Source organism: Janthinobacterium sp. SUN100 (assembly GCF_030397705.1).
Classification (GTDB): Bacteria; Pseudomonadota; Gammaproteobacteria; order Burkholderiales; family Burkholderiaceae_D; genus Janthinobacterium; species Janthinobacterium kumbetense.
Window position 1 is genome coordinate 1,379,978 of sequence record NZ_JAPUBU010000001.1, and the last position, 14,632, is coordinate 1,394,609.

Here is a 14,632-nt window from a genome sequence, read left to right on the forward strand (position 1 = left end):
CATCAAGGCTGCAGGGCGACGCCGCAGGCGGCGCAGAATTTATCTTCCGGATGGCCCGCGCGCTGCGCATGGCCGTTCTTGCAGCGGGCCGGCGCAGCGGCGCCCGGTCCGCCACTTGGCTGCAGCGCCTGCGCCACGGCCACGCCCAGCTGCGCCTGCGCCGACAGGCCATGCGCGTGCGCCGCGTTCTGCAGGTTGAGCAAGTCCAGCTGCTGGCGCCGTTCGCGTTCCGCCTGGCCTTCCTGGTAGCTGCGCTCCTGCGCCGCGCTGTCCTGCGCCATGCGCAGTGCCTCGGCAGGAGAAACGCTGTTCTCGGCCGCCGCCAGCGCCGCCAGCGCGTGGATCTGCTCGGCGCTCATGCCCGCCTGCAGCTGCACTTTCAGCACCTGCGCCAGCGCGGCCGCGTTCTGTCCGGCGGCCATGGCCACCTTGCCCGTGTCGCTCAGGGAGCCGATTTTCTCGATGCGGTCGATGTCGATGCGCGCCAGTTCGGCCGCATGCGCCTGCTGCGCCAGCAGGGCTTCGTACTCGCCCTTCCAGCGCGCGTAATCACTTTCGCGCTGCTGCGCCATGGCCAGCAAGTCGCGCTGCCATTGCGCTTCCTGTTCCAGCTGGCGCAGTTGCTGGCGCTGTTCCTCGATGGCCAGCGCGTCGAGCTGTGCCAGCTGCGCTTGCTGCTGCAGCTGGCGCGCGTGCACGCCGTCGGCCTCGATGGTGCGCAGCAGCTTTTCCTGCTGCGCGATGGCGTCTTCGCGCGCGCCGCCGCGCCGCAGCGCTGCCACTTTTCCCGCGATTTCCGCCGCCTGCACCTGGGCCGCTTCATCCTTGTGCGCCTCGGCGCGCAGCAATTCGCGCTGGCGCGCCAGCTGCATCTGCTCTTCCCACTCCTGCACCCGCTCCGCCTCGCGCTTGCGCGCCGCATTCGCCAGCATCAGGCCCTGCCAGGCGGCCTGGTGCTGCTCCGCCTCCAGCTGCGCTTCGCGCTGGGCCGCATCCGCTTCCGCCTGGCGCAGGCGCGCCAGTTGGGTGCGGCGCCCCGTTTCGTCATCGATCAGCAGCGCGCTTTCCACCTGCTGCGCGATCGACTGCAAGTGCACCTGATGCGTAAAGCGCTGCTGCGCCAGCTGGATCTGTTCGCGCCCATGCAGCTGCGACAATTCCAGCTCGCTGCGCATCTTGATGGCGGCCAGCGCCCGCACGTGTTCCCAGCTGGCCGTTTCGTCGGCGCGCTGCGCGCCCTTCTGCGCCAGTTCCTGTTCCAGCTCGCCCAGCGCCAGCGCGGCGCCATGGTCGAGCGCCTGGCGCCGCGATTTCGCTTCCAGGATGCGGCCATACAGGTCGATCTGGCGCCCGCGCAGCGCCTGCAGGCGCTCCGCTTCCTGGTGGCTCAGCTCCGCCTTTTCCACCGTCGCATCCTGCGTCAGTTCGGCGCGGCGGTGCGCATGGCGCGCCGCCAGTTCCTCGCGGCGGATGCGCTGCCACTCTTCCTCGTCATACAGCTGGTCGAGCTGCTTCATGCGTTCCAGGCTGTGCTGCTCGAGTTCCTGCGCCGGCAAGCCGCCCAGCCACAGGGTGCCGATGCTGGCGCCAGCGTCGCCTTCGCGCTTGTCGTGGCGCAGCGCCAGGGTTTCCACGCGCGCCACGGCCAGGCCGCTGGGCGCCAGGCGCTGCGTCAAGGCCGATTGCAGGCGCTCGTTCAATTCCGGGCGCAGGTCCGCATTCGCGTCCATCTCGCCCAGCGCGCGGCTGCCGATGAATTCCAGCGCGATCTGGCGCACGGATGGCAGCAGCAAGGCGTGCAGGTGGGCGCGGGTGACGGCGCCCGGCGCGCGCATGAACTGGCGCGCGAACGCGTCGGGCTGGCCCAGGGCGATGTCCACGCGCAGGGACGCGGCGACGTTCAGCAACTCCGTGCTGGCCAGGCCGGGCAAGTCGAATTCCAGGCTGACGGCGTCGGCGCGCGCGATCAGCACTTCGGCCGGACGCGCCGGCAGCAGCGCGGGCAGGCGCGCAAAGAAGGCAGCGCTGTCGTAGTCGCCGGCCGGTATCAAGGTGAAAGCGTCCGATTGCACGATCCAGGCGCGCGACTCGGCCGGTACCTGCAGGCGGCGCGCCGCGCTGCCGAACAGCGAGGACAGTTCGCGCACGCCGAAGAACAGGGCCAGTTGCCCATCAGCAAGATGCCATTGATTGGCATGCAGCACCGCGTCGCTGTCGGGTGCCCCCAGCGACAAGCCGCATTGCGCGCAATAGCCGGCGGCAGCGCCGTTCTTGTGCTCGCAGCGCGGGCAGCGGGCGCCGCCAAAACCAAACAATTGGAACATGTGTGACTCCTGATGATATTTTTATCCACGCGACGGGGCCGCCATGTCGATTCTAGCAGGACAGCTGGCCCTGCACTTGCCGCGCGCGGCAGTGTGCAGCGTCAAATAATGCCACGCGGCAATTACATTCATATGCCCGGATACAGGGCAATTTAGGCCTCAATTCAAGCAGTCGGCTTGCCAGCCCCGTGCGCAGGCATTTCAGCGCCGTTTTTTTGCAGGCCATCCCGCCAAAACCACGGCTGGTCGCATCCGCATGGCGCAGCGGCCCGCGCCTGGCTACAGTGCATGCATACCCACCCGCCACCCGAAAGGAAACATCATGAAAGCCTTGAAAAACATGGAAGCCATCTTCACCGTCGCCGTCGCCATCGCCTGCGGTGCCAGCTATGCCAGCTTCATGCAGCCATCGGCCGCCAAGGCCGCCGATGTGGCGCAAGCGGGCGCCATCCCCGTCGTGGTGGTCAGCGCCAAGCGCCTGACGGAACAGGAAAAGAAAATCTCGCTGATCGAGGAGCGGCAAGCCTTGCTGGGCAACGCCAGCGCCAGCACTCTGTGAGCCGCCGATGCTGACACCACGCCGCCTGGCGCACTGCGGACAGTCGCCGCGCCAGGCCGCCATAGGCATCTGATTTGTATCCGCAACGGATACACGGACACACAGCATTGTGTCAATTGTAATAAGTTGAATCAAAGGCGAAAAATCGCCGGCAAGCGCCTATAGTCCATTTCACGCAATCACCGAAATGGAGCAACCCATGAAACCCATCACACTCTACGCAGCAGCCATGCTTGCCATCAGCGCCGCGGCTTTCCTGCCCGCGCAGGCCATGGCCCAGAATCAGCTCGGCGTCAGCATTGTCGTCGGCAACGCCCCGCCTCCGCCACGGTTTGAAAGCGTGCCAGCGCCGCGCGCCGGCTATGTCTGGGCACCCGGCTACTGGAACTGGGATGGCCAGCGCCATGTCTGGAACAATGGCGAATGGCTGCGCGAACGGGGCGGCAACCAGTACCGCCGCGCCGCCTGGATACAGGAAAACAACCGCTGGCGCCTGGACCGTGGCGGCTGGGTCGCCGCGCAAGTGCAGCCCGTGCGCTACGACGAGATCCGCATCGCCCCGCCGCCACCGCGCCGCGAAGCCATCCCGCGCGCCCGCCACGGCTACATCTGGGCGCCCGGCCACTGGGAATGGCGCAGCCAGCGCTACGCCTGGACGCCAGGCGTATGGATCGCCGAACGCCCCGGCTATGCGTATGCGCCGCCCGCCTGGAACCAGCGCGACGGCCGCTGGCAGATGGAGCAAGGCCGCTGGTCGCCACGGGGCCCGAACGGCGACCGCGACCGCGACGGCATCCCCAACCGCTATGACCGCGACAATGGCAACCGCCACGACCACGACCATGACGGCGTGCCGAACCGCGACGACCGGCGTCCGGACAACCCGAACCGCAGCTAATACTCGGCTGTAGTCAGCACCAAGTCGCACCAAGGCCACCCCTCGCGGTGGCCTTGTCATTTTCCCGACACATCCGTGTATTAAAATCGCGCGACGATCAATCACACTGCACGAGAAAGATTCACGATGGCGATGGAAACTGCCGGTTTTACCTACGGCTCGGACACCTCGGGCCTGGTCTGGGGCTTCCTGTTTGGCCGCGAGGCGCAGCCGCTGGCGCTCGACTCGACGGCCGCCCTGGCCTGGCTGGCCGATGGCGCGGCGCGCCCGGCGCAGGAATTCGTCTGGCTGCATTTCAACCTGTCGCATGCGGCCAGCGAAAAATGGCTGATGACGCACACGCAGCTGGCCGACGAATTCTATGAAACCCTGCACCAGGGCTCACGCTCGACGCGCATCGAACAGGCGGAAAACACCCTGATCGCCGTGGTCAACGATGTGGTGCACAATTTTTCGTTCGAGGCATCTGACATTTCCACCATGTGGGCCAGCGTGGCGCAAAACCTCGTCATCACGGCGCGCCGCGCGCCGCTGCAGTCGATCGAACGCCTGCGCCAGGCCGTCATCAAGAACCACGAGCCGATCCGCTCGTCGGTGGAGCTGCTGATCCACCTGCTGCGCGATCAGGCGGACGTGCTGGTCAACATCGTGCGCGACGCCGTGGCGCGGGTCGACGATATCGAAGACCACTTGCTGGCCGGGCGCCTGGTGCCGAAACGCGAAGATCTGGGCGCCATGCGGCGCGTGCTGGTGCGGCTGCAGCGCCTGCTGGCGCCGGAACCGGCCGCCCTGTTCCGCCTGCTGCAACGGCCGCCCGCGTGGGTGTCGGAGCTGGACAGCCTGGAATTGCGCCAGTCGACAGAGGAATTTTCGGTGGTCCTCAGCGATATGTCTTCGCTACAAGAACGCATCAAGCTGCTGCAGGAAGAGATTGCCGCCAGCGTCAACGAGGAAAACAGCCGCAGCCTGTTCGTGCTGACCATCGTCACCGTGCTGGCCTTGCCGATCAATATCATCGCCGGCATGCTGGGCATGAATGTGGGGGGAATTCCGCTGGCCCAGCATCCGCAGGGCTTCTGGATCATCGTCGCCATCATCGTTACGTTCACGGTGGTGGCGGGATGGCTGGTGGTGCGCGTGCAGAGGAACAGTTAGCTCCGCTCCCGGCACGGCCTGGCAAGCGAACGGCGGGCGCCGTCCGCCATTACTGCTGGCTACGCTTAGCGGTGGTACTCGCCAGCCCGTTCAGGCTGGTAAACGATTTCCTCGATCTTGACCTTCACCACGCCGCCCGGCATGGGCCAGGCGATGCTGTCGCCCACGGATAGGCCCAGCAGCGCGCTGCCGACGGGCGCCAGCACGGAAATGCGGTCGGCCTGGCCTTCCACATCCTTCGGATACACGAGCGTCAGGCAGAATTCCTCCTTGTTTTCCACCGTGAAGCGCACGGTGGAATTCATCGTCACGACGGTCGGGGGAATCTCTTGCGGCTCGAGCACCTCGGCGCGGCCCAGTTCGTCGAGCAAGGCGGCCTTGTCCGGCGACAGATTATTACCCAAGGCATACAACAACGCTTCCAGTCGTTCCAGGTCTTGTGACGACAAAATAATTTTTGGTTTTTTTTCCAAGATATCCTCACTATTGATCATTAGGGCGACGTCCGGGTTTGCTGGCGGCAGCTTGCTTGGCCGCGGCAGACAAAACAAACAGCATCAGGACGTCCATCATCTGCGGATTATGGACGAACTCGCGGAGCAAGGCCATAGCGTTCTCGCATTCTTCATTAAAATTTATTAAAATCAATGACTTGCAATGGCCTATGCAGGCAAAAAGTTAATCCGCGCCGCGATGCCGGGGCCATTGAAGTTATTCTTGATGGCATTTTGTTTATTGTCAGCATGTTTTTAAAGGAAAAAAACAGCCGGCAAAAAAAGGATTAAAATTCAGCTTGGATTATTATTAGAAAGACACGCCCCACCTTTTCCGCCTGACTTGTCGCCTAAGTAGGTCGTGGGAAATTATTGTGAAGTTATGACGAACAGAACCGGATGCGCTGCAAGGCGCCCGTTGCGACGCAGTGCAGGCACTGCTAGCAGCGGGTAACGCCGCAGAGCGCCGGTTATGGAAGTCAGAAATCACAATAATTTATTACGGCCTACTTAGCCTGTTGCCACCGGCCTGTGGCATGCAGACAAAATTGCCGCGCGCCCTGTACTTTCACGCTGCAAAATGACAATATGTCGGCCTTAACAACACGTCGAGAGTTCCGGCTCACTTCGGTTTTCATCAGACTGGAACGTAAAGTATGGCAGGGCGAGGCGGGATCACACGGGGCGGCGGCAAGCGGGGCCGGCAGGAGAAAGCGTCATGATGGCGCCATTGATGCTGCCGTCGGCGCAATTGCGCGGCGACCGCATAGCCAGGCTGAACTTGCTGGCCGCGGCGGCCATGCTGGCCATGGCCAGCCTGCTGTTGATCCTCTTCCAGTTGTTTTCCCTCCAGGCATCCTTCCAGCGCACGCTGCGCATCCAGGCCGACATGCTGGCGCCCGCCGCCACGCAGGCCATGCGCCAGGACAATCGTCTTGCAGCGCAACAACTCCTCGCTCCCCTCGCCGCCGCCCCGCATATCCGGCAAGCACTGCTCTACAGCCCCTATGGCACGCCGTTTGCCCGCTATGCGCGCAGCGGCAGCGATACCGCACCCTCGGCGCCGCGCAGCGGCCTGCAGATCGATTACCTGGACGGCAGCGCTGCCATCCTGACGGCCTTGCCCGGCGGCGGCGCGCTGTACCTGCGCGCCAGCCTGGCGCCGCTGTACGCCAGCCTGGCGCAATTTGCCGCCTTCACCCTGCTGGTCTGCCTGTGCGCGTTCGGCCTGACCTTCCTGATGGTGCGCCGCACGCGCACCGCCGCCCTGCATGCGGAGCGCCATCTGCACTACCTGGCCCACGTCGACCCGGTCACGCAGCTGCCGAACCGCCATGAATTCAACGATGCGCTGGCCTATGCGCTGGCGCGCGCCGACCGCCAGGACAGCAGCGTGGGCCTGCTGCTGCTGGACCTGGACAACTTCAAGATCGTCAACGATACGCTGGGCCACCACTGCGGCGACCAGCTGCTCAAGCTCGTGTCCGAGCGCCTGGTGGCCATCCTGCGCGGCACCGACATCATCTGCCGCATCGGCGGCGACGAATTCGTCGTCATCGTGGAACCGGCCGACGACGCCTCGGAGATGGCCAGCGTGGCGCGCAAGATCCTCGCCGTGCTGGCCGCGCCGTTCGCCCTCGAAGGCCACCAGCTGTACGTCAGCGCCAGCATCGGCGTGAGCCTGTATCCGTTCGACGCGCAGGACGTGGCCACCCTGACGCGTAATGCCGATACGGCCATGTACCACGCCAAGCACCAGGGCAAGAACCGCTACGCCGTGTTCAAGGCCGAAATGGAGTTACGCGCGCAGCGCCGCCTGCGCATGGAAGCGAACCTGCGCCGCGCCCTGCAGAACGAGGAACTGTATTTGCACTACCAGCCGCAGATCGACTTGCGCAGCGGGCGCATCGTCGGCGTGGAAGCGCTGATACGCTGGCATTGCCGCGACATGGGCCAGCTGAGCCCCGCCGAATTCATCCCCGTGGCCGAGGAAAGCGGCATCATCGTCGACCTGGGACGCTGGGTGCTGCAAAGCGCCTGCCGCCAGGCAGCTGCCTGGTGCAAGGCGGGTCTGCTCGACTCACTGGAACACGTGGCCGTCAACCTGTCGGCTTGCCAGGCGCGCGATCCGGGCCTGATGGACGATATCCGCGCCATCCTGGACGAAACGCAGCTGCCGCATGGCTTGCTGGAGCTGGAAATCACGGAAGGCGTCCTGATGGACAATGTCCACGCCAATGTGGAATTGATGCGGCGCCTGCAGGAAACGGGCATCCACCTGTCGATCGACGATTTCGGCACCGGCTATTCCTCGATGTCGTACTTGAAACGCCTGCCCATCGACCAGCTGAAGATCGACCGCAGCTTCGTGCACGACCTGCCCGGCGAGGGCGAAGCCATCGTCACGGCCATCATCGCCATGGCGCACAGCCTGCACCTGAAAGTGGTGGCCGAAGGGGTGGAAACGCTGCAGCAGGTGGAGTTCTTGCGCAAAGCGGGCTGCGACAATGTGCAGGGCTTCTTCTTCGCGCGTCCGATGACGGCGGCGCAGTTGACGGCATTGCTGCTGGAACGGCGCGACTGGAGTACGCGCACGATCCTGCCGGCGTAAAAAAAGGCAGAACCAGTGGTTCTGCCCCTCGTCGCTACCTCAGAGTCATCAGGCCAGCTTGGCCGAATGCTCGCGCGTGGCGTGGAATGTCAGCTTCGGCCAGCGCTCTTCCGTCAGGCGCAGGTTCACGCCGGATGTCGCCAAATAGGCCATGTTGCCGGCCGCATCGTAGGCCACGTTGTGGCCCAGCGCATTTTCGAAATCCTGCAGGATGCGCTTGTCGTCGCAGCTGACCCAGCGGGCGCTGCTGATACTGGTGCCTTCGAACACGGCGTCCACGCCATACTCGTTGAGCAAACGGCTGGCCACCACTTCGAACTGCAGCACGCCGACTGCGCCCAGTACCAGCTCGCCGCCCTGCACCGGTTTGAAGACCTGCACCGCGCCCTCTTCGCCCAGCTGCTGCAAGCCCTTGTGCAACTGCTTGATTTTCAAGGGATTACGGATGCGCACCGAGCGGAAGAAGTCCGGCGCGAAGTACGGGATGCCCGTAAAGGTCAGCATCTCGCCTTCGGAAAAACTGTCGCCGATCTGCATGTTGCCGTGGTTCGGCAAGCCGATGATGTCGCCCGCGTACGCCTCTTCCACCTGTTCGCGCGAGGAAGCCATGAAGGTCACCACGTTCGACACCTTGATCTCGCGCCCCAGGCGCAAGTGCTTGACCTTCATGCCGCGCTCGAAACGTCCCGAGCACACGCGCAGGAAGGCGATGCGGTCGCGGTGGGCCGGGTCCATGTTGGCCTGGATCTTGAAGACGAAACCGGTAAATGGCTGCTCGGACGGCGCCACCGAACGCACGGTCGCGTCGCGCTCGCGCGGCGCCGGCGCCCAGTCGACCAGCGCGGACAGGATCTCGCGCACGCCGAAGTTGTTGATGGCCGAACCGAAGAACACGGGCGTCTGCACGCCGGAGAGGAATTCTTCCAGGTTGAACGGGTTCGACGCGCCGTGCACCAGTTCCACTTCCATGCGCAATTGATCCATCTCAAGCGGGAACATCTCCTGCAGGCGCGGGTTGTCGATGCCCTTGATGATTTCGAAGGCGCCGTCGGCCTTCTCTTCACCGGCCTTGAACAGCATGATTTCGTCGTTCAGCAGGTGGTACACGCCGCGGAAGTTCTTGCCCATGCCGATAGGCCAGGTGACGGGCGCGCACTGGATCTTCAGCACCGATTCCAGCTCGTCGAGCAGGTCCAGCGGATCGCGCGTCTCGCGGTCCATCTTGTTCATGAAGGTGACGATCGGCGTATTGCGCATGCGGCACACGGCCAGCAGCTTGATCGTCTGCGCTTCCACGCCCTTGGCCGCATCGATCACCATCAGCGCCGAGTCGACCGCCGTCAGCACGCGGTAGGTATCTTCCGAGAAGTCCTGGTGGCCCGGGGTGTCGAGCAGGTTGACGACGTGGTCGCGGAATTCGAACTGCATCACCGAGGAAGCGACGGAAATGCCGCGCTGCTTCTCGATCTCCATCCAGTCCGACGTCGCGTGGCGGCCCGATTTACGCGCCTTGACGGTACCGGCCATCTGGATCGCGCCCGAGAACAGCAGCAGTTTTTCCGTCAGGGTGGTTTTACCGGCATCCGGGTGGGAAATGATGCCGAAGGTGCGGCGGCGCTGCACTTCGCGCGCGATCACGGCCGGCGCCTTGCTGCTCACCGGCGCTGCGGCGTTGTCCGCGCTGTCGCTGGAATCGGGGGTGTTGATGTCGTTCTCGTTGGCCATATTGGTGACCATAATATGGCCCTCGCAAAAAACCCTCGATTTTACAGAAGGATCGGCCTTCCGTGTGAACTGCTTCACTCTGGCGAACGGCAAAACTGACCGCATCGCGGCGCACTTCATCAAGGGGTCACAATCCGCAGGCAACATTGCACTGCAGAAATGTTGTCACCCTACCCCGGAAACCCGATGAAAATGCTCCTCACCCCCGCCATCCGCCTCATGCAGCGCTTGCGCCTGCTGCCCAAATTCATGCTTGTCTGCCTGGTCTTCCTGCTGCCGCTGGCGCTGGCGACCACCCTGCTGATCTCGGAACTGGGCAAGTCGCTGGCCCAGGCGCAGGATGCGCAGCGGGGCGTGGCCTATGTGCGCCAGTTGCAGGAAGGCACGCGGCTGCTGCAACAGCGGCGCGGCCTCGAGCACTTGCGCCTGAGCGGCAAGGCGGGCATGGACAACACGGCCCTGAATGCGCGCATCACGGCCGCGCTGGCCGCCCTGGCGCGCTTGCCGGCGGGCGCCGGCCTGCCCCAGGCGGCCGAACTGACGAAACAGTGGCAAGCCCTGCTGGGCCGCCAGGCGGGCCTCGCGGCGCGCGACAGCTACGCGGCGCACACGGCGCTGCTGCGCCAGGCGGCCAAGCTGGGCCAGCTGGTGGCCGACCGCTCGCACCTGAGCCTGGACCCGGACGCGGGCGCCAACCACCTGAGCGCCGCCTTCACCGCCACCCTGCCCGACCTGGCCGAGAGCCTGTCCGACATCGGCGGGCGCGGCGCCGCCTACATCGACACGGGCCTGTTCGAGGCGAATGAAGATCAACTCGTCAACGCCAACGCCCTGATCGCGCGCCACGAACTGGAACGCCTGCCGGCCCGCTTCGACGAAATCATCGCGGCCAAGCCGGAATTGCGCGCCAGCCTGCAGCCAGCCCTGAAAGCCGTGCCGGCCGCGCTGGCCTTCCTCGAACGCACGAAGAATGAAGTGACGAATTCCTACGATCAGACGTCGGGCGCGCAATTCCACGCGGCCGGCATGCAAGCCATCGACGCCCTGCACGCGCTCTCCGGCGCCTCCGCCACCGCGCTGGACGGCTTGCTGGCGCAGCGCATCGCGCGCGACGAGGCGCGCCGCGCCCTGATCCTGGCGGCCATGCTGCTGGTGCTGCTGGCCGCCGCCTACCTGTGCGCGGGCTTTTATGCCGCGTTCGCGCGCGACGTGCAGCAATTGCGCGTGGCCGTGGGCGCCGCGGCGGCGGGCGACCTGTCGCAGCGCATCACATCGCAGGCACACGACGAAATCGGCGACCTGGTACGCGACTTCGGCGCCATGACGCACGGCCTGGCCACCCTGGTGCAGGAAATCCGCGGCGGCGCGGCCGTCATCGCGGCCGCCGGCGCCGATATCGCCCAGGGCAACGCCGCCCTGTCCGGCCACACGGCCACGCAAGCGGACGCGCTGGGCGCCACCGTGGACTCGATGCGCGAGCTGACGGCCACCGTGGGCCGCAACGAAGCCCACGTAGGACAGGGACGCACCCTGGTGGCATCAGCCGCCGAAGTGGCCCTGCGCGGCGGCGAGACCGTCAGCGCCGTGGTCGAGACCATGGCCTCGATCAAGGCCAGCTCGCACAAGATCGTCGACATCATCGGCGTGATCAACGGTATCGCCTTCCAGACGAATATCCTCGCCCTGAACGCGGCCGTGGAAGCGGCGCGCGCGGGCGAACAGGGGCGCGGCTTTGCCGTCGTGGCGTCCGAAGTGCGCAGCCTGGCGCAGCGTTCCAGCGAGGCGGCGCAGCAGATCAAGCGCCTGATCGGCGACTCCGTGGCCACCGTGGACGCGGGCGGCGACCTGGTCAACGCGGCCGGCAGCACCATGCGGCAAGTCGTCGATGCAGTGCAGCAAGTGTCCGTCGTCATCGGGCGCATCAGCAGCGCGGGCGCCGAGCAGAATGGCGAAATCGCCCGCATCAACGGCGCACTGGCGCAAATCGACGACATGACACGCCAGAATGCGAGCCTGGTCGACGAGGCGCGCGCCGGTTCGCAGCGCCTGCACCAGGAAGGCGAGGCGCTGACGCAGGCCGTCAGCCGCTTCCGCCTGGGGGAGCACGAGGCGCCTGCCGCGCGCCAGGCGAGCGCCGCGACCATGCGCGACGGCTTGCCCAGCGTGCGTCCGGCCGGCCTGTGGAGCGCCAACAAGCCGCGCGTCATATCACAAAATCGCGCAGAACGGCGCAAGGCTAGCTAGTCAAAAGTGTGCACGTAGGACAAGGACTACAATTTCGCCTCAAAAGAGACTACAAAGTGGCGACTGCTAATCTTATGTTCGCCACTTACATAAGCTTTTAAAGTAGCTACATCGCGATCTGCACCGCGCGGTCGAAAAAAAACGCTGTTCCCAGAGGGATGCAGCAACTTTTTTGACCAGCAACGCGGCAGTCGCACTCCGATGTAAAAAGCCTGTGAGGAATACTATGAGCCATACTCAACTTATCGCCCCGGTCCAGAAGAACCAGTTGCTGCCGCGCGCCATGCCGGCGGCCGGTCGGGAAATCAAGCTTGCGTCGCGGGTTAGCCTCAGCAGTGCCCAACAAAATGAATTGCTGGCCGCCCTGCCGCGCGCCGCGCTCGAATCGCTGTTCGAAGACCTGGAACTGGTGGAACTGCCTTTCGGCAAGGAATTGTATGCCTACGGTAACAACCTGGAATACAGCTACTTCCCCACCACCGCCATCATTTCCTTGCTGTATGTCATGGAAGACGGCGCCACGACGGAAATCGCCGTCGTCGGCCATGAAGGCGTGGCCGGTGCCTCGCTGCTGGCAGGCGAACGCGCCATGTGCACGGCCGTCGTGCAAAGTGCCGGCTACGGCTACCGCCTGAAAACGCAAAGCTTGCGCGACGCCTTCAACCAGGGCGGTGCCCTGCCCCAGCTGTTGATGCGCTACACCAACGCCCTGTTTGCGCAAATGGCGCAGAACGCCGTCGGCGGCCGTCACAGCTCGATCGAGCAAAAGCTGTGCCGCTGGCTGCTGGACCGCCTGGATCGCTCGCCATCGAACGAATTGAAGGTGACGCAAGAGCTGATCTCGATCATGCTGGGCGTGCGCCGCGAAAGCATCACGGCCGCCGCCGGCAAGCTGCAGGAAGAAGGCTTGATCCACTATCGCCGCGGCAATATCACGGTGCTGGACCGTGCCGGCCTGGAATGCTATGCGGGCGAGTGCTACAAAGTGGCCAAGACGGAATACGACCGTTTGCTGCGCGACGTATCACGCTGCTGATCCGCTGCTGATCAGGCAAGACAGATAAAAAAATGGCCGGGCTGCATGCCCGGCCATTTTTCTTACATCAACGTCCATTACGCTTCGGCATCCGCATCGATGTCTTCCGGCTCCGGCGTCAGCGGCAGGGGAATCACGGCTTCCACACACGTGCCCTTGCCTTCCGGCCCTTGGCGCACGGTAAGAGTACCGCCCAGCAGCAAGGCCCGCTCGCGCATGCCCAGCAAGCCGTGCGACATGGGTTTTTGCAGCGCATCTTCCGTGATGCCGATGCCATCGTCGATCACGCGCAGCACCAGGCCGTGCTCATTGCGCTTCAAGGTCACGCTGACCATGCCGGCGCGCGCATATTTCAGGATATTGGTCAGCGATTCCTGCACGATACGGAACAGGGCAATCGTCAGGGTGGCTTCGCGGTTGTCGATATTGATGGCCACGTCCGTTTCGCAGCGCACCGAACTCATGCGCGCAAAATCCTCGCAATAGCTTTCGATGGCGGCGCACAGGCCCAGGTTGTCCAGCAGGCTGGGGCGCAGGTCTTCGACGATGCGGCGCTTCAGTTCCACCGTTTCCAGCAAGGTGGCCTTGGCGCGGCGCAATTGCGCGGCCAGTTCCGGCTGCGTGTGCGCCAGTTGCTGCGTGACGGCGCCCAGGTCCATGCTGATCGACGTCAGATTGGCGCCCAGCTCATCGTGCAATTCGCGCGCCAGGCGCGCCTTTTCCACTTCATTGACGCTGATCAAATGGCGCGACAGCACGGATAACTGCTCCGTACGCTTGCTGACCGTCGATTCCAGGGTGTCGTTGGCATTTTGCAGCGCATACTCGACGGCGGCGCGATTCTGGAAACTGCGCCGCACCAGCTGGTAAAACATGATCAGCACGAGGATGGCCAGGGCATTGATGCCGATGCCGAGCAGCACGGCTTTCTGGTACTCATGATAAAAGGCGGCGCTGCCGGACGACAGCGCTTCATTCTGCTCGCGCGTCATGATCACCACTTGCAGGCGGATCTCGTCCATGGTGGCGCGGTCATCGGTCACGCGGGAAATGTTGACGATCTCGGCCAGCCCGCCCTGCTTGTAGACATCGATCGACTGTTGCAGCATCGACATCTTGCGACGGATCAAGCTTTTCAGCTGGCCCAGGTTTTTCAACTGGGTAGGACTGCCCGCGAGCAAGGTTTGCAGCTCGTTGAATTCGTTTTCGATTTCCGTGGTCGCCGTCTTCGACGGTCCCAGATAGGTTTCGGAGCCGGAAATGAAATAGCCGCGCAAGCTGCTTTCCGCATCGAGCACGAGCACGTTCAAATACTGCAGGCGGTCCGCCACGCGGGCGCTCTGGCTGAGCAGGGCGTTCGTGCCCTTCAGCGACTGCAGATTATGATAGAGACTGAAACCATTGAGTACAAGCAGCAAGGCGCAAGTCACGCACAGGATCGTCTTGTAGAGGGGCAGGCGGTGATTCGGGGCCGGTTCAGCGGTGAAATACATCCTGATGTGCATCCTTAGCAAGGTTCGGCGCGGGAAAAAGCGCCGGCGCCGGCCAATTATAGTCCTCGCCACAAACTGCTGCACTGCACAAGT

General features: G+C 64.2%; 10 protein-coding genes. 6 read left to right on the forward strand and 4 right to left on the reverse strand.

Annotated elements, in window-relative coordinates; genetic code table 11:
* Nucleotides 1-2 precede the first annotated feature (2 nt).
* Entirely contained in the window at nucleotides 3-2,324 is a 2,322-nt protein-coding gene (locus O0881_RS05970; protein WP_289910577.1) for a hypothetical protein, read from the reverse strand.
* 322 nt (nucleotides 2,325-2,646) lie between these two features.
* Between O0881_RS05970 and O0881_RS05975 the strand changes: the two genes are divergently transcribed.
* From O0881_RS05975 to O0881_RS05985, 3 genes are all read left to right on the forward strand, one after another.
* Complete coding sequence (locus tag O0881_RS05975) at nucleotides 2,647-2,883, forward strand: hypothetical protein (protein WP_099667411.1); 237 nt, start codon at nucleotides 2,647-2,649, stop codon at nucleotides 2,881-2,883.
* 199 nt (nucleotides 2,884-3,082) lie between these two features.
* The gene (locus O0881_RS05980; protein ID WP_289910578.1) at nucleotides 3,083-3,781 is read left to right on the forward strand and encodes a YXWGXW repeat-containing protein; all 699 of its coding nucleotides are present in this window, start codon (nucleotides 3,083-3,085) and stop codon (nucleotides 3,779-3,781) included.
* 126 nt (nucleotides 3,782-3,907) lie between these two features.
* Nucleotides 3,908-4,936, forward strand: a complete 1,029-nt coding sequence (locus O0881_RS05985; protein WP_175444840.1) for a transporter — start codon at nucleotides 3,908-3,910, stop codon at nucleotides 4,934-4,936.
* 65 nt (nucleotides 4,937-5,001) lie between these two features.
* Here the strand turns inward: O0881_RS05985 and rnk are convergent, their stop codons facing one another.
* Nucleotides 5,002-5,409, reverse strand: a complete 408-nt coding sequence (rnk, locus tag O0881_RS05990; RefSeq protein ID WP_162835757.1) for a nucleoside diphosphate kinase regulator — start codon at nucleotides 5,407-5,409, stop codon at nucleotides 5,002-5,004.
* 739 nt (nucleotides 5,410-6,148) lie between these two features.
* Here rnk and O0881_RS05995 point away from each other — a divergent pair.
* A complete protein-coding gene (locus tag O0881_RS05995) occupies nucleotides 6,149-8,041 on the forward strand; it encodes an EAL domain-containing protein (RefSeq protein ID WP_289910579.1) in 1,893 nt (630 codons plus the stop codon).
* 48 nt (nucleotides 8,042-8,089) lie between these two features.
* On the opposite strand, the gene O0881_RS06000 is transcribed toward O0881_RS05995, so the two are convergent.
* Nucleotides 8,090-9,766 carry a peptide chain release factor 3 gene (locus O0881_RS06000; RefSeq protein WP_077409182.1) on the reverse strand — a complete coding sequence of 559 codons (1,677 nt, stop codon included), beginning with the start codon at nucleotides 9,764-9,766 and terminating at the stop codon, nucleotides 8,090-8,092.
* A 186-nt stretch (nucleotides 9,767-9,952) separates the two neighbouring features.
* Here O0881_RS06000 and O0881_RS06005 point away from each other — a divergent pair, with 186 nt between their 5' ends.
* Both O0881_RS06005 and O0881_RS06010 read left to right on the forward strand, forming a co-directional pair.
* A complete protein-coding gene (locus O0881_RS06005; protein ID WP_289904519.1) occupies nucleotides 9,953-12,010 on the forward strand; it encodes a methyl-accepting chemotaxis protein in 2,058 nt (685 codons plus the stop codon).
* A 226-nt stretch (nucleotides 12,011-12,236) separates the two neighbouring features.
* On the forward strand, nucleotides 12,237-13,046 hold the full coding sequence (locus O0881_RS06010; protein WP_034783188.1) for a Crp/Fnr family transcriptional regulator: 810 nt from the start codon (nucleotides 12,237-12,239) through the stop codon (nucleotides 13,044-13,046).
* Between the two features lie 77 nt (nucleotides 13,047-13,123).
* Here the strand turns inward: O0881_RS06010 and O0881_RS06015 are convergent, their stop codons facing one another.
* The gene (locus tag O0881_RS06015) at nucleotides 13,124-14,539 is read right to left on the reverse strand and encodes a CHASE3 domain-containing protein (RefSeq protein WP_077406205.1); all 1,416 of its coding nucleotides are present in this window, start codon (nucleotides 14,537-14,539) and stop codon (nucleotides 13,124-13,126) included.
* Between the last annotated feature and the right edge of the window lie 93 nt (nucleotides 14,540-14,632).